We start from the raw sequence: 16,198 nt of genomic DNA, 5'->3' as shown, positions 1-16,198 counted from the left end.
CGCAACCCCCAAGAGAAGATGGCATGACGCAGCCCCCGATAACGGGCCTGGCGCTGGACCGCAAGGCAATGCAGGCGCTGATCGAACAGGCACAAGAAGGCCCCCTGGTCTTCGAAGACTGCGATTTCCAGGACGCCGACTTTTCCCGACTGGACCTGCGCGGCGCGCGCTTCACCGCCTGCGCCATCGCCGACGCCTCGTTCCAGGGCGCCACGCTGGCCGATACCGAATGGCTGCGCTGCCGCGGCGGCCATGCCGTATTCGCCTCGGCCGACGCCAGCGATGCGGTGTTCTCCGGCTGCGACCTGAACAATTCCAACTGGCGCCGCGCGCGCCTGGCCACGGCCCGCTTTCGCGGCTGCAAGCTGACGGGGTCCGACTTCGACGGCATCGCCTGCCTGGGCTGGACGCTGGAAGAATGCCTGCTGGTCGGCGCGCTGGTGCGCGGCATCTCGTTTCGCAAGACCGCGCTGCACCAGCTGGATTTTTCCGATGCCGACCTGACCGGCTGCGACTTTCGCGATACGGTCTTCCACGGCGGCAGCCTGCGCAACGCCACGCTGAAGAACGCGCGCTTCGAAGGCGCGGACCTGCGCGAGGCCGATCTGGGCGGCATCGACCTGTCGGCGGCCGCCCGGCTGGCCGGCGCCGCCATTTCCAAGACCCAGGCAGCCACCCTGCTGGCCGAACTGCGCATCACCGTGATCTGACTCGGCGACAAGGCCGGCCCTCACGCCCCGCCGTGGCGGGGGCATAGCCAAGCCGCCGCCGGCCCCGTACACTTGCCCGACCAGGGCCTGCCGACGTTCAGGAACGCTCCCTTGCGTATTCGCAGCCCCTGGCCAGCCGTCGACTTCTGTGTATGACCCGGGAGATTCCCCATGCTCGAGACAGACAGCATCCAGGCGCGCAAGTCCCATGGGCACAAGGCCCGCGAACACGCCAGGCGTTCTTCCCATGCGGCGATCGGCAACGTCGACCGCGATCCGGTCAAGCTGCTGCGCATCAACAGCGCCGGACGCGTCAAGGCGCTGATCCCGCTGCGCTACGGCCGCATGGCCGCCTCGCCGTTCACCTTCTTTCGCGGCGCCGCGATTCTGCAGGCGCACGACCTGGCCGGCACGCCCCACACCGGCATTTCCATTCCCATCTGCGGCGACGCGCACCTGCTCAATTTCGGCGGCTTCGCCACGCCCGAGCGGCAGCTGCTGTTCGATCTGAACGATTTCGACGAAACCGCCACCGGCCCCTGGGAATGGGATGTGAAGCGCCTGACCGCCAGCCTGGCGGTGGCGGCGCAGCACATGGGGTATGGCCGCGGCGACACCGCGGGCATCGTCATGGCGGCCGCCGCCGAATACCAGCGCCGCATGACCGAATATGCGCAGAACAGCACGCTGGACGTCTGGTACGAAGGCCTGACCTTCGAACGCATGCTGCAGGACGCCGAAACGCAGGAAGGCCGCCGCCTGATCCAGCGCGCCATGGAAAAGGCCGCGGGCCGCACCAACGAAAGCATGCTGCGCAAGATGGCCTGGCAGGACGAAGGCCGTTGGCGCATCCGCGATGCGCCGCCCGCCCTGTTTCACCCCACCGGCCCCGCCACGCTGCTGGGCCCCGGCGAGCACTGGCCCGACACCGCCGCCTGGAAAAAGAAGATGGCCAAATGCTATGCCGGCTACCTGGACAGCCTGGCGCCCGACCGACGCGCGCTGCTCATGCACTTTCACCTGCAGGATGTGGTCTTCAAAGTGGTGGGCGTGGGCAGCGTCGGCACGGTCTGCCTGGTGCTGCTGATGGTGGACAGCTGGGGCAACCCGCTGTTCCTGCAGGCCAAGGAAGCCCGCCAGTCGGTCATCGACCGCTATGCGCGCGGCAAGGACCCGGGGCATGAGGGATTTCGCGTGGTGGCCGGCCAGCGCCTGCTGCAGGCCGCCAGCGACATTTTCCTGGGCTGGTCGACGGGGCCGCGCGGACGCTACTACTACTTCCGCCAGTTGCGCGACATGAAGGTGTCGGCCGATGTCGAGAGCTTCAATCAGAAGATCCTGACCGGCTATGCCCGCATGTGCGCCCGCGCGCTGGCCCGGGCGCATGCCAAGGCCAGCGGCCACTCGGTGGAACTGGCGGCCTACATGGGCCGCTCGACCCAGTTCGCCGAAGCGCTGGTCGCCTACGCCCAGGCCTATGCGCGGCAGAACGAGAAAGACTACCGCCACTTCCTGGACGCATGCCGCGCGGGCAAGCTGCCCATGCGCACCGACGAGGACATGGCGGCGGACTTTCGCGTTTGAGTTACGCCGCCACCACGCCCATGGCCGGATCGCTGACCGTGTGCGCGCCGGTCTCCACGCGGCCGGCGAAACGGCGATAGAACGCCGGGTCGCTGGAACACGTGACGGCGAAGTCGTACCACTGCCCGCTGGCGGCCAGCGCCCAGTTCATCGACGCCTTGCCGCCGCCCTGCACCGACTGCGGCCAGGGGCCGTCCTGCCGGTACGCCACCGGCGTGATGGTGAAGGTGCAGGCCTTGCCGCCGGTGTTCAGCAGTTCGGTGTAGACCTCGCCATTGGCGATGTCGTAGCAGACGCGGATCTCGGGCAACGAGCCGCTGTCCGTGATGCGGTTGGTGTCGCCCTTGAAATGGCGCAGGTAGCCATTGGGGCCCAGCACCCACAGGTCGTACATGCCCAGGTTGTCGGCCAGCGCGTTCCAGGTGTCGTCCAGGGTCTTGCCCGGCTCGACCGCATAACGGCGCGGCAGGCGATCCAGGTGGTAACGGTCGTACACGTGGAACACTGCGCCCTGCGTGCCGGTGTTGGCGAACACCAGCTGCACCGTGCCGGCCGCGTCGCAGCGGGCGCTGGTGTGCAGCTCATACGGCAAGGCGCGCGACGGCCGCGTGCCGCTGGCCTGGATCGGCAGCTGCATGTCGGTGGGCAACGGCATCTGCGGCAGCGCTTCCTGCGCGGTACGCAGCTGGTCCGCCGCGCTGCGGGTGGCGCGTCCGGCCAGGGTCGGCAGCGATTCCGTGTTGGGCGTCTTGAAATTGAAGGCGCTGGTCAGGTCGCCGCAGATGGCGCGGCGGAACGGGCTGATGTTGGGCTCGGCCACGCCGAAGCGCGCCTCCAGGAAGCGCAGCACCGAGGTGTGGTCGAACACCTGCGAACTCACCCAGCCGCCGCGGCTCCAGGGCGAAATCACGTACATCGGCACGCGCGGGCCCGGGCCGTACACGCGGCCGTCCTGGGCGGGCTGGCTGGTGCTGCCGGTGGGCGCGGGGTGGTTGAAGTATTCGAACGCCATGTCGGCCGCGGGCAGCGTCGTCTTGCCTGCAAAGGCGCCGCCGCCTGCGGGCGCCGGGGCGGACGGCGACGGCACGTGGTCGAAGTAGCCGTCGTTCTCGTCGAAGTTGATCAGCAGCACCGTCTTGCTCCAGACATCGGGCACGGCGGTCAGCGCGTCCAGCACCTCTTGCAGGAACCAGGCGCCCTGCACCGGACTGGACGGGTCGGGGTGTTCGCAATAGATCGACGGCGCGTTCATCCAGCAGACCTGCGGCAGCTTGCCTTCGCGGATGTCGCGTTTGAAGGCATCCAGATACTGCTCGGGCGCCGTGCCCGGCAGCGTGTTGGCAATGCCCTTGTAGAGTGGATTGGCGGCGTTGTCGGTGGCCGGATCGTAGGCCTTGTACGGCAGCGCCTGGCCGGTGTTGGCGTACGGCGAACCGGGCGAGCCGCCGCTGGACACCGGAAAGCCCGAGGCGATGTTGGCCTGGCGGAACTGGCGGAACGCACCCAACATGTTGTCGCCCCATTCGTCGGGCATGTTCTGGTACGAGATCCAGCTGACGCCGGCCGCTTCCAGGCGCTCGGCGTAGGTCTTCCAGGTGTAGCCCTTGTTGACGCCGGCCGGCAGGCCGTCGATCCAGTCCCATTCGTTGTTGACGAAGGCGGTGTTGGTGGCCGTGGCGCCGTTGGTGCCGGTCAGGTGGAACGAGCGGTTGGCGTCGGTGCCGGTGTGCATCGCGCAGTGATAGGCGTCGCACAGCGTGAAGGCGTTGGCCAGCGCGAACTGGAACGGAATCTCGCGCTCTTTGAAGTAGCCCATCGAGATGTCGGTCTTGTACGTGGGCCACTTGGCCATGCGGCCGTGGTCCCAGGCGTTCTGGCTGTCGTTCCAGCTATGCGGCGTGCCGTTGGCGCGCTGCGCGTTGTTGGCGCTGCCGTCCAGGTGGAAAGGCGTCAGCACGGCGCCGTTGCTGCGCTGCTGCTGCCAGACCTTGCGGCCATTGGCCAGCGGAATGGTGATGCGGTCGCCAAAGCCGCGCACGCCCTTGAGCGTACCGAAGTAGTGGTCGAACGAGCGATTCTCCTGCATCAGGATGATCACATGCTCGACGTCCTTGATGGTGCCGGTGGCATTGTTGGCGGGGATGGCGAGGGCGCGGCGGATGCTGGGCGGAAAGGCGGCCAGGGCAGCGGCGGCGAAGCCCGCGCCCGTGGCGGTCTGCAGGAAATTGCGGCGGGTAGTCATCAAATGTACTCGGAATCGTTGAGGACGGCGCAACCGCCGCTTACGGTGCGCAGCGCAGCTGGGGCGCGGGCTTGGGCTGTTCGGTCACCGGCGGCGTGGGCTGCGCGGGATCATCATCGGAGGAGTCGTCACCGCCACAGGCGGTGAGCGTGGCGGCCGCGAGCAGGACCGCGGCAAGGCTTCTTGCAAGACGCTTGGAGGGCATGGGGAGGTTCTTCAGAAAGGGAGAGACCGACCTTGCCGGGCAGTACCGGCAAGACCCCAGCGAGTCTAGGAACGTGAAGTGACAGCGCCGTGAAAGGTGGCGTGTTCAAGCGGGCCGCGGCGCGTTTGCGCGGCCCTTTAGTGTGTCCAGATGCGTCAGCGCGCGGGCCGGCTGAAGCGCTGCTCGACCACCACACCGCCCCACTGCGTGCCCTCGGCTTCGTCGGTCAGCACGAAGCCGGCGGACTCGTACAGGTGCCGCGCGGCGTCCAGGCCCTTGAAGGTCCACAGATACGTTTCGTCAACATCGAGCGTGTCGGCAAAACGCAGCGCGCGCGCCAGCAACGCACGCCCCACGCCCATGCCGCGCAGCGATTCGTCGACGATGAACCAGCGCAGGTGCGCGGTGCGCGCGGCCGGATCGCTGTCGATGGCGATCGAGGCCAGCGTGCGGGTGCCGTCGGTGTAGCGCCACAGGTTCTTGCCGGGCGCGGGCAGCGCTTCGGCGAAGGCGGCCAGCCCGGTAGCCACCAGGCGTTCGAACACCACGCCGAAGCCGGCGGCTTGCGCGTAGTAGCGGGCATGCAGGCTGGCCACGTCGCCGATGCAGCCGGGTGCGTAGCCAGCCTGGATCTGCGCGTCGATGGCCTCGGCGGCCTGGGCGGCGCGGGTGTTGGGGTTCTCGCGGGCCAGCGCGTCGGCATACAGCGACAGGTAGCGGATCAGCGCTTCCTGGTCGTGCGGCGCCAGCTGGCGCAGCGCCTTGGACACCTGGTCGGTGGCGAACTGGTCGATGCGCTTGCGCAGCTCGACCCCGGCCGGGGTCAGCGACAGGCGCGAGGCGCGGGCGTCGCCGCTGTCGGTTTCGCGGCTGACCAGGCCGGCGGCTTCCAGCTTGGCCACCTGGCGGCTGGTATTGGATTTGTCCAGCCGCAGGATCAGCGCCAGGTCGCGCGCCTGGATGCCGGGTTGCAGGCCGATCTCGATGATGGCGTGCACGGCGGACGGCGCCAGGTCGCTGTCGGCCAGCGACGCGCGCATGAAACCCAGCTCGCGCACCAGCTTGCGGGAGAATTCCCGCAGGTCGCGGATGGTCTGGTCACGGGATCGGGCGGGAAAGTCGATAACATCCATGATGGCGCGTCCTGAAGTTGCGGGTCGCAACCAATATACTTGCGCGTCGCAACCAAAACAAGCCCCTGGCCCATGAAAATTCAATTGCTGTCCGATCTGCACCTGGAGAACAACCCCACGTTCGTTGCGTCCCCCACCCCGGGGGCCGACCTGCTGGTGCTGGCGGGCGACATCGGTTCCTATCAGCAGCGGTCCAGGCTGACCACTGACGACTTCGGCCTGGGCACCTATTCGCCGCGCAACGGCTGGCCGACGCCGGTGGTCTATGTGCCGGGCAACCACGAATACGACAACCTGGATTTCGACGAGACCCATGACCGCCTGCAGGCGCTGTGCCACGCGCTGGACATCCAGTGGCTGGAGCGCGAGACCCGGGTCATCGACGGCGTGCGGCTGGTGGGCACCACGCTCTGGACCGACTTCGACGCGCTGGCCGCCCCCGGCGACACGCTGACGCAGGCGCTGAACAAGCGCGGCAAGGCGTTTCGCGCGGCGGACTTCTACCTGGAAAAGGCGCAGATGCGGCGCCACGGCGCGCCCTTCATGGCCGAGCAGATGCGCGAGCAGGGCCTGGCCTGTCAGGCCTGGCTGGAAGACGCGCTGCGCACGCCGTTCGATGGCCCGACGCTGGCCATCACCCACTTCGCGCCGTCCCTGGCCAGTGCCGACCCGCGCTATGGCGTCACGCCCGGCACGGCGGGATTCTGCAATGCACTGGATGCGCTCTTGCCGCTGGCCGACGTGTGGATGCACGGCCACCTGCACTGCGCGCTGGACTACGTGAAGGACGGCTGCCGCGTCATCGCCAATCCGCTGGGCTATGCCAAGAAGGGCGAACAGGAAGGCTTCCTGCCGGACGCGTTGTGGGACGTGCCGGGGCGCTGATGCCTCGGGAGCAAATGGCGCCGGCGTGCGCCGATACGGCGGCTGATGATTCACCCGTTCAAGACGTCGCCTCCAGCTCGATCAGCACCTGCCGCGCGATCTCGTCCAGCGACCGCCGCTGGTCCATCGCGGCGCGCTGCAAGCGGTCGTGCGCGGCCTGCTCGCTGACGCCATAGCGGCTGACCAGCAGCCACTTGGCGCGTTCCACCCGCTTGCGCTCTTCCAGCGCGCCGCGCGCCAGCGCCAGCGCATCGTCCGATTGCCGCAGGCGCAGCGCCTGTTCGCGCATCAGGTCCAGGATGGACCGTTCCATTTCCTCGCCCACGCCGTCTTCGGGCGGCACGTCCAGGATGCGGCCTTGCAGCTTGAACAGCATGGCGGGCGCATCATCGCGCGCCTGATCGGCGAAGCGGTTCAGCAGCAGGCGATGGTTGTCGAGTTCGGCGCGGGTTTCCACGATACGCCGGTGGCATTGCAGCGTCAGCGCTTCGGCCAGCAGGCTTTCCACCGCGCGCATGGCGTCGATGCGTTCGGTGCAGACGCCGAACCACACCTCGGCCAGGCCCGCGTCCACGCGGGCGGCGTCCGACGTGCGCAGCGCCATGTCGCGCAGGCGCTGCACCTGGCCGGCGCCGGGCGCCAGTTGTTCCCAGGCCGCCAGGGCATCGGGCGCGGCGCATTGCGCAAAGCCGTCGAAGCAGCGCTTTTGCAGGTCGGCCAGTTCCAGCAGGCGGGCCTTTTGCGGCTCGGTGAAAAAGCCCGCGGTGTAGCCCATGACGCCGTGCGCCCTTTCCTGGCCGCACAGTTCCTTGCCCTGCATGAAGTTCAACAGCGCCACCAGCAGCTGCGTCACGCCCGCGTCCAGCGACGAATCGGCGGCTTCGAACACCAGCGCGAACAGGCTGGCGATCAACTTCGTGAAGGCCGCGCCGGCTTCCTCGGCCACCACCCGCCGGTCGCGGATGCGGCCGCGCAGGCGCGGCAGTTCGTCCAGGCGGTACAGCGCGTAGGCCACGCAATTCAGCAGCCGCGCCTTGCCGGCGCTGCGGGTCACGTCCGGTTCCAGCCGGTCGAGAAAGCGGCGCACCTCTTCTTCCACGGCAGAGGCGTCCGAACTCAATCCGGACAGCGTCTGGCGCAGTGCATCCTGGCCGCCGCACAGATACAGGTTGGAGCAGCCGCGTTCCTTTTGCAGCACGTGCGCCAGCTTGCTGACGCGCGTGGCCAGCTCACAGGTGCTGGCCAGCGTTTCCAGCCCGTGCAGTTCGCTGCGGCGGGCGGCAAGCAGAAAGCGCAGCGTGGGGGGCATGGCGTAGGCGCTCATCGTTTCACGCCGCCGCGGGCGGCGCGATTTCCACCGCATCGCCGTTGAAGCGCGCCGGCCAGGCGCGCAGCGACTGGTCGGGGTATTCCACGCAGGCGCCGTCGCGCAGGCGAAAGTGCTGCTTGTACAGCGGCGAGGCCACCACCAGTTCGCCACCCAGGTGGCCCACGATGCCGCGGCCGATCACGTTGGCGCCGGATTTCGGGTCGCGGTTGTCGATGGCGTACAGCGTCGGACCATCGACATCGGGCAGGTAGAACACGGCCACCTGGCAGCCATCGACCAGCGCCACCACGCCGGAATGGGCGACCAGGTCGCGGCGCATGCAGGCGGGTTTCCATGCGGCGGCGTCAAGGGTCGGCACCGCGGACGTGCCAAGGGTCGGCACAGCCGCGCGGACAGCGGTTTGCGGGGGCATCAGGCGATCTCCTCGTTGATGGGAATGACACGTGGGCGCTCGGCGGCGTCCGGCGCCATGGGCGCGGGGCGCGGCTGGCCGCGTTCCTGCACGAAGCGGATATCGGGATCGCCCCCCGCGCGGTTGACGAAGGTGCGAAAGCGCTTGAGCTTTTCCGGGTCGGACAGGGCGTTGGCCCATTCGCATTCGTAGCGGTCCACCACGGCCTGCATCTGCGCTTCGAGTTCGGCGCCCAGGCCCAGGCTGTCGTCGATGACGACCGCTTTCAGGTAGTCCAGCCCGCCTTCGAGCGACTCGCGCCACACCGAGGTGCGTTGCAGCTTGTCGGCGGTGCGGATGTAGAACATCAGCAGGCGGTCGATGTGGCGGATCAGGGTGGCATCGTCCAGGTCCTGCGCGAACAGTTCGGCGTGGCGCGGACGCATGCCGCCGTTGCCGCACACGTACAGGTTCCAGCCGTTTTCAGTGGCGATGACGCCGATGTCCTTGCTTTGCGCCTCGGCGCATTCGCGGGTGCAGCCGGACACGGCAAACTTGAGCTTGTGCGGCGCGCGCAGGCCCTTGTAGCGGTCTTCGATGCGCAGCGCCATGGCCACGCTGTCCTGCACGCCGTAGCGGCACCAGGTGCTGCCCACGCACGACTTCACGGTGCGGGTCGACTTGCCGTAGGCGTGGCCGGTTTCGAAGCCGGCGGCGATCAGCTCGGCCCAGATGTCGGGCAGCTCGTGCAGTTGCGCACCGAACAGGTCGATGCGCTGGCCGCCGGTGATCTTGGTGTACAGCTGGTACTTCTTGGCCACGGCGCCGATGGCGATCAGGCCGTCGGGCGTGACCTCGCCGCCCGGGATGCGCGGCACCACCGAATAGGTGCCGTTCTTCTGCATGTTGGCCATGAAGGTATCGTTGGTGTCCTGCAGCGGCACCAGGTGCGGGTCCTGGATCGGCCGGTTCCAGCACGAGGCCAGGATCGACGCCACCGTCGGCTTGCACAGGTCGCAGCCGACGTGGCCGCGGCCGTGGCGCGCCAGCAGTTCCTCGAACGACTCGATGCCCTGCACCCGCACGATGGCGTACAGCTCCTGGCGGGTATGGGCGAAGTGTTCGCACAGGCTCTTGTCCACCGCCACGCCGCGGCGCGCAAGCTCGTGTTCCACCACTTGCTTGAGCAGGGCCGAGCAGCCGCCGCAACCGGTGGCCGCCTTGGTGCAGGCCTTGACGCCGCCCAGGTCCGAACAGCCGGCATCCAGCGCGTCGCAGATCGCGCCCTTGCTGACGTTGTGGCACGAACAGACGGTGGCGGCCAGGGGCAACGCATCCACGCCCAGCGCGGGCGCGCCCTGGCCCTGGGGCAGGATCAGGCTGGCCGGGTCCTTGGGCGGGGCGATGCCGTTCTGCGCGTACTGCAGCAGCGTGTCGTAGTAGCTGTTGTCGCCCACCAGCACGGCGCCCAGCACGCGCTTGCCGTCTTCGGACACCACCAGGCGGCGGTACGACGCACCGGCCTCGTCGATATAGCGGTAGCTGCGCGCACCCGGTGTCACGCCGTGCGCATCGCCGATCGAGCCCACGTCCACGCCCAGCAGCTTGAGCTTGGTGGACATGTCGGCGCTCTGGAAGGCCGCGGCATCGTCGCCGCACAGGTCCGCAGCCGCGGTGCGCGCCATCTGGTAGCCCGGCGCCACCAGGCCGAAGATGGCGCCGTTCACCGCCGCGCATTCGCCGATGGCGTAGATGTGCGGGTCGCTGCTGCGGCACTGGCCGTCCACCGCGATGCCGCCGCGCTCGGCCACCGCCAGGCCCGCGTGGCGCGCCAGCGCATCCTGCGGCCGGATGCCGGCCGAGAACACGATCAGGTCGGTTTCCAGCGGCGCGCCTTCGGCAAAACGCATGCGATAGCGGTACTGCGTGCCGTCCTTGATTTCCTGGGTGGCGCGCGACAGGTGCACGCCCACGCCCAGCGCTTCGATGCGCGCCTTGAGCGCCGCGCCGCCGGCTTCATCCAGCTGCACCGGCATCAGGCGCGGCGCGAATTCCACCACGTGCGCCTCCAGCCCCAGCGACTTCAGCGCGTTGGCCGCTTCCAGCCCCAGCAGGCCGCCGCCCACCACCACGCCACGGCGCGCGCCATCGGCCGCCTCGCGGATGCGGTCCAGGTCGTCCAGCGTGCGGTAGACCAGCTTTGAGGCGCCCTCGGCGCCCGCGATCGGCGGCACGAACGGGTACGAGCCCGTGGCCAGCACCAGCTTGTCGTAGTGAAGGCTGCCGTTCGCCGTGACCACCTGGCGCTGCTGGCGGTCGATGCGCAGCACCGGCGTGCCCAGGCGCAGCGTCAGGCCCGGCTGTTCGTAGAAAGCAGCCTCCCCCATCGCCATGGATTCGGCATCGCGTCCACCCAGGTATTCCGACAGATGCACGCGGTCGTAGGCGCGGCGGGTCTCTTCGCCGAACACCACGATGCGCCAGCGCGCGAGCGCGCCGCGTTCCACCAGCTGCTCGACGCAGTGGTGGCCGACCATGCCGTTGCCGATGACGATCAGGGTCTGCATGGAATTCGAGGAAGTCGCTGTGCTCATGGTGTGTCGGCTGCCGTTGGGGTTTTGAAAAGACAAACGGCGCCCAGGACTGGAGGGTCCGGGCGCCGTTGCCTGCACTGCATGCGTTGTCTGGCCGGACTCGGGCCCGGTATGGGTTTCAAAGCAATAAGCGTGCCATCGGCACGGCGCCCGCCTGGGTCCCTCGGCGCCGCTGCGCATGCCGCTGCGCACGCCCCCAAAAAGGTGCGCTCACGCACCATCGCGGTGCAGCCGCGCACCGCCCTGCGCGGGCCGCGCCCGGGCCTCCAGGCGAAACCCCACTGGCATGGAACTTGCATCGAATGCCGTATCGACCCGGCAACGCCGGGCACCAGGGCAATGGCGCCCTGCCCGTCCGGCCCCGCGGCCGCACCGGCAGGGCGCTTTTTTTTGGAAGCGAGCATGAGCGGCAACCCGCGCACCGTGGATACCGTCTGCCCCTATTGCGGCGTGGGCTGCGGCATGACCCTGCACGTCGAAGGCGAACAGGTGGTGAAGATCACCGGCCACCGCGAGCATCCCAGCAACGCCGGCCGCCTGTGCACCAAAGGCGCGTCGGCCCACGTGGCACTGCGCCAGTCGGGACGGCTGGAACACGCCTATGCGCGATGGCAGCGCGGCCAGGACCCGGTGCCGCGCCCCCTGCGCGAGACCGTGCAGGACACCGCCCGGCGGCTGCGCGCCCTTATCGATACCCATGGCCCGGACGCGGTGTCGCTGTATGTGTCGGGGCAGATGTCGATCGAAGCGCAGTACCTGGCCAACAAGCTGGCCAAGGGGTTCATCGGCACCAACAATATCGAATCGAATTCGCGTCTGTGCATGGCCAGCGCCGGCAGCGGCTACAAGCTGTCATTGGGTGCGGACGGGCCGCCGGGCGCGTATCAGGACATCGACCGCGCCGACCTGTTCCTGGTCATCGGCGCCAACATGGCCGACTGCCATCCCATCCTGTACCTGCGCATGATGGACCGCGTGAAGGCCGGCGCGCGCCTGATCGTGGTGGACCCGCGCCGCACCGCCACGGCCGAGAAGGCCGGGCTGCACCTGGCCATCCGCCCCGGCACCGACCTGGCCCTGCTCAATGGCCTGCTGCACCTGCTGCACCAGGCCGACCAGACCGACGCCGCCTTCATCGCCGCGCATACCGACGGCTGGGACGCCATGCCCGCCTTCCTGGCGGACTATGCCCCCGAGCGGGTCGAGGTCATCACCGGCCTGCCCGCAGCGCAACTGCGCCAGGCGGCCGAATGGATCGGCGCGGCGCGGGAATGGATGAGCTGCTGGACCATGGGCCTGAACCAGAGCACCCACGGCACCTGGAACACCAACGCGCTGTGCAACCTGCACCTGGCCACCGGCGCGATCTGCCGTCCGGGCAGCGGCCCGTTTTCGTTGACCGGCCAGCCCAACGCCATGGGCGGACGCGAGATGGGCTACATGGGGCCGGGCCTGCCGGGCCAGCGCACCGTGCTGTCCGCCGACGACCGCGCCTTTGTCGAACAGCGCTGGGGCGTGCCGGCCGGTACGCTGCACACGCGCCTGGGCAAGGGCACCATCGATCTGTTCCAGCGCATGGCGCAGGGCGAGATCAAGGCCTGCTGGATCATCTGCACCAACCCCGTGGCCAGCGTCGCCAACCGCCAGACCGTGGTGGCGGGCCTGCGCGCGGCCGAACTGGTGATCACGCAGGACGCCTACCTGGACACCGAGACCAACCGCTACGCCGACGTCCTGCTGCCCGGCGCGCTGTGGGCCGAGGCCGATGGCGTGATGATCAATTCCGAACGCACCCTGACGCTGATGCCGCAAGCCGTGCCGCCCCCGGGCGATGCCCTGCCTGACTGGCGCCTCATTGCCGACATCGCCTGCGAGATGGGCTATGCCCACGCCTTCACCTATGCCAGCGCGGCCGACGTGTTCGAGGAAATCACCGGCTTCTTCAACCCCGCCACCGGTTACGACCTGCGCGGCGCCAGCCATGCGCGGCTGCACGACACCCCGCTGCAATGGCCCTGTGCGCGCCCCGACGGCCCCGCGCGCAACCCGATCCGCTACCTGAACGATGGCGTCAGCCAGACGCTGCGCGAGGACGCAGACGGCACGCGCCCGCGCCTGGCGTTCGCCACCGCCAACGGCCGGGCGCAGTTCTTCGCGCGGCCGCACGTCGACCCGGCCGAACTGCCCGATGCCGAGTACCCCTTGATGCTGAACACCGGACGCGTGCAGCACCAGTGGCACACGCTGACCAAGACGGGCAAGGTGCCGATGCTGAACAAGCTCAATCCCGGGCCGTTCATCGAGATTCACCCCGACGACGCCCAGGCCCTGGGCATCGGCGCGGGCGACAGCGTGGAAGTGCGTTCGCGCCGTGGCCGCGCGGTGCTGCCGGCCACGATCACCGACCGGGTGCAGCCAGGGCAGTGCTTTGCCCCCATGCACTGGAACGACGTGTACGGCGACGACCTGTGCATCAACGCGGTGACCCACGACGCCATCGACCCGGTGTCGCAGCAGCCCGAACTGAAATGCTGTGCGGTGGCGCTGTGCCGGGTGGCGGCTGCCAAGCCCAAGGCCGTCGCGCGGAGCGATGCGGCCGACGCGGCCTTGGCCGACACCGAGGCGTTGGCCGTCGGTGCCGTCCACATCGTCGGCCCCCGCCCCCGTGTGACGCTGCTGTGGGCCTCGCAGACCGGCAACGCCGAAGCGCTGGTGGAAAGCCATGCCAATGCCTTGGCCGAAGCCGGCTTTCAGTTGCGCACGGCCTGCATGGCCGATGTGACAGCAGAGGCGCTGACGCGCAACCCCTACCTGCTGCTGATCAGCAGCACCTTCGGCGATGGCGACGCGCCGGACAACGGCCAGGACCTGTGGCGCGCGCTTTCAAGCGCCGATGCGCCGTCGCTGGCGTCGGTGCGCTACGCGGTGCTGGCGCTGGGCGACAGCAACTACGCCGCGTTCTGCGGCCACGGCCGCAAGCTGGACGCGCGGCTGCAAGCGCTGGGCGCACAGCCACTGCTGGCGCGGGTCGATTGCGATACAGACTTCCAGGCGCCGGCCGAGGCCTGGCTGGCCGACGTGGTGGCCGCCATACGCGCGGCAGAGGGCAGCCAGCCTGCGCATCCCGCGCTGCCTGACGCCATGGCCGACGCGTTGGCGGCCGAGGATGCCTGGCCCTCTGCCGCCGCGCCGGGCAACGCCGAGCCGTCATCGTCGGCCCCCTCCAGAACCCGCCCCGCCCTGGCTCGCCTGGTCCAGAACCTGCGCCTGAACACCCCCGGCGGCGCCAAGGACACGCGCGCCTTCGCGCTGGATATCGGCGCGACCGGCCTGGCCTACGAGGCCGGCGACGCGCTGGGCGTGTGGCCCGAAAACTGCCCGGAACTGGTGCTGGAACTGCTGGCGCAGACCCGCCTGCCGCCCGACACCCTGGTGACCGTGCCGGGCGTTGGCGACATACCGCTGGCCCAGGCCTGGGCCCAGCATTACGAGATTGCGCGGCCCGCGCCCGCCGCGCTGGCGTTGATCGCCGAGCGCACCCGCGACGCGGGCCTGCGGCAGTTGCTGGACGCGGCGCATCGCGCGGACCTGCAGCAATGGCTGTGGGGCAAGCAGCTGGCCGACGTGCTGCATGCCTACCCGGCAATGCTGTCCGCCCACGAATGGCTGAGTGTGCTCAAGCGCCTTCAGCCGCGGCTGTATTCCATTTCGTCCAGCCCCAAGGCGCATCCCGGGCAAGTCCACCTGACCGTCTCGGCGGTGCGCTACGACAACGGCCGGCGTGCCCGCAAGGGGGTGTCGTCCACCTTCCTGGCCGACCGCGCGGGCAACGGGGATGTGCCCGTCTTCGTGCAGCCCACGCGTCACTTCCGCCCGCCGCAGGGCAGCGATACGCCGATGATCATGGTGGGCCCGGGCACCGGCGTCGCGCCGTTTCGGGCGTTTCTGCAAGAGCGCCAGGCGCGCGGCGACCGGGGCCGCAACTGGCTGTTCTTCGGCGAGCAGCATGCGGCCAGCGATTTCTACTACCGCGAGGAATTGCAGGCGTTGCAGGGCCAGGGCCTGCTAACCCGGCTGGACCTGGCATTTTCACGCGACCAGGCCGCCAAGGTCTACGTGCAGGACCGCATGCGCGAACACGGGGCGCAGCTGTGGGCCTGGCTGGACGCGGGCGCGCACTTCTACGTGTGCGGCGATGCCAGCCGCATGGCCAAGGACGTGGACGCCGCGCTGCGGCAGGTGGTGGCGGCACAGGGCGGCATGGACGCCGATGCCGCCGCGGCCTATGTGGCGCAGATGGCGACGGACAAACGGTACGTGCGGGACGTCTACTGACGCGCGCCGTGGGGATCCAGCGGATCGACGGGATCAACGGGATCAACGGGATTGACGGCTTCGTGCGACGCCTCGGCCGTGCGCCCGGCGCCCAGCCCCATCCCCACGCCCATGCCCGCCGCGGCCCCGCCACCGGCCCCTGCGCCGCCGCCCTTGCCGCCCCCGCGCGCCTCGCCGCGGGCATTGCCTTCGCTTTTGCCGCGCGTGCCTGCGGGCCGGGTCGGACCCTGCCGGGGAATCTCAAGCCCCACCGGCACGGGTTCCAGATCCAGCACGCCCCGGATGAAGTCGCGCAGCGAAATCACCAGTTCGGCGGTCTGGATGCTGCGTCCGGCCGTCAGGTCGGACGCGGCGCGCGCCGCCAGCCGCACCTGTTCTTCGGTGCCCAGCAGGATGATGTCGGACAGCGCGGCCTCGACTGCGTCGCGCACGCGTCTGCGGCGCTCGCCGCCAGGCAGATCACCGCCCGAGAGGTCGGCGCCGGGCGCGTCGATCCCGTCAGGGTCGGCATCCAGGTCCGCCTGCGCCACGGGCGCGCCGCGGCGCAGGTCGCGCAGATGGGTCGGGTCCACCGCCAGGTTGCCGGTGAACGAGCCGCCCAGCGTCTTGTAGGCCGCGATCAATGTGCGCAGGCGCTCGTTGATCTGGCGGTTCTCGCGTTCGCGGCGCTGCTGGATGGTCTGCATGACCAGCAGGCGGATCCCCACCCCGATCAGGGTGATGACCGCCAGCCCCAACAGGGTGGACAGCACGGCTTGCCAGGAACTGAAGTCGAGATTGCGCATGCGT

General features: G+C 69.2%; 11 protein-coding genes. 4 read left to right on the top strand and 7 right to left on the bottom strand.

What is annotated here, in order from left to right; all coding sequences use genetic code 11:
- Positions 1-23 precede the first annotated feature (23 nt).
- Complete coding sequence (locus tag U858_RS0121365) at positions 24-710, top strand: pentapeptide repeat-containing protein (RefSeq protein ID WP_025139199.1); 687 nt, start codon at positions 24-26, stop codon at positions 708-710.
- Between the two features lie 171 nt (positions 711-881).
- Complete coding sequence (locus U858_RS0121360; RefSeq protein WP_025139198.1) at positions 882-2,294, top strand: DUF2252 domain-containing protein; 1,413 nt, start codon at positions 882-884, stop codon at positions 2,292-2,294.
- A 1-nt stretch (position 2,295) separates the two neighbouring features.
- Here the strand turns inward: U858_RS0121360 and U858_RS0121355 are convergent, their stop codons facing one another.
- The 3 genes from U858_RS0121355 to U858_RS0121345 all read right to left on the bottom strand — a co-directional run bounded on the left by U858_RS0121355 (position 2,296) and on the right by U858_RS0121345 (position 5,874).
- Complete coding sequence (locus U858_RS0121355) at positions 2,296-4,536, bottom strand: phosphocholine-specific phospholipase C (RefSeq protein WP_025139197.1); 2,241 nt, start codon at positions 4,534-4,536, stop codon at positions 2,296-2,298.
- A gap of 40 nt (positions 4,537-4,576) precedes the next feature.
- Positions 4,577-4,741 (bottom strand): hypothetical protein, encoded by a 165-nt coding sequence (locus U858_RS35975; protein WP_198529750.1) that lies wholly within the window; start codon positions 4,739-4,741, stop codon positions 4,577-4,579.
- 155 nt (positions 4,742-4,896) lie between these two features.
- The gene (locus U858_RS0121345) at positions 4,897-5,874 is read right to left on the bottom strand and encodes a helix-turn-helix domain-containing GNAT family N-acetyltransferase (RefSeq protein ID WP_025139196.1); all 978 of its coding nucleotides are present in this window, start codon (positions 5,872-5,874) and stop codon (positions 4,897-4,899) included.
- A 72-nt stretch (positions 5,875-5,946) separates the two neighbouring features.
- On the opposite strand from U858_RS0121345, the gene U858_RS0121340 reads away from it, so the two are divergent.
- Positions 5,947-6,759, top strand: a complete 813-nt coding sequence (locus U858_RS0121340; protein WP_025139195.1) for a metallophosphoesterase — start codon at positions 5,947-5,949, stop codon at positions 6,757-6,759.
- A gap of 58 nt (positions 6,760-6,817) precedes the next feature.
- On the opposite strand, the gene U858_RS0121335 is transcribed toward U858_RS0121340, so the two are convergent.
- The 3 genes from U858_RS0121335 to nirB are packed head-to-tail and all read right to left on the bottom strand — an operon-like array spanning position 6,818 to position 11,074.
- Positions 6,818-8,083: a nitrate- and nitrite sensing domain-containing protein gene (locus tag U858_RS0121335; protein WP_025139194.1), complete on the bottom strand. Its 1,266-nt coding sequence runs from the start codon at positions 8,081-8,083 to the stop codon at positions 6,818-6,820.
- A 4-nt stretch (positions 8,084-8,087) separates the two neighbouring features.
- Positions 8,088-8,501: a nitrite reductase small subunit NirD gene (nirD, locus tag U858_RS0121330; protein ID WP_025139193.1), complete on the bottom strand. Its 414-nt coding sequence runs from the start codon at positions 8,499-8,501 to the stop codon at positions 8,088-8,090.
- Positions 8,501-11,074: a nitrite reductase large subunit NirB gene (nirB, locus tag U858_RS0121325; protein WP_025139192.1), complete on the bottom strand. Its 2,574-nt coding sequence runs from the start codon at positions 11,072-11,074 to the stop codon at positions 8,501-8,503. The genes nirD and nirB overlap by 1 nt, the downstream gene beginning before the upstream one ends.
- Before the next feature lie 402 nt (positions 11,075-11,476).
- Here nirB and U858_RS0121320 point away from each other — a divergent pair, with 402 nt between their 5' ends.
- Positions 11,477-15,409 carry a sulfite reductase subunit alpha gene (locus U858_RS0121320; protein ID WP_025139191.1) on the top strand — a complete coding sequence of 1,311 codons (3,933 nt, stop codon included), beginning with the start codon at positions 11,477-11,479 and terminating at the stop codon, positions 15,407-15,409.
- Here U858_RS0121320 and U858_RS0121315 read toward each other — a convergent pair.
- Positions 15,403-16,194, bottom strand: coding sequence for a hypothetical protein (locus U858_RS0121315; RefSeq protein ID WP_025139190.1), 792 nt, complete (start codon positions 16,192-16,194; stop codon positions 15,403-15,405). The genes U858_RS0121320 and U858_RS0121315 overlap by 7 nt on opposite strands.
- Positions 16,195-16,198: the final 4 nt, after the last annotated feature.

The organism is Achromobacter sp. DH1f, from assembly GCF_000633435.1.
Lineage (GTDB): Bacteria > Pseudomonadota > Gammaproteobacteria > Burkholderiales > Burkholderiaceae_B > Achromobacter > Achromobacter deleyi.
The sequence above is the reverse complement of the archived record's forward strand: the minus strand, read 5'-3'. Positions and strand labels throughout refer to the sequence as shown.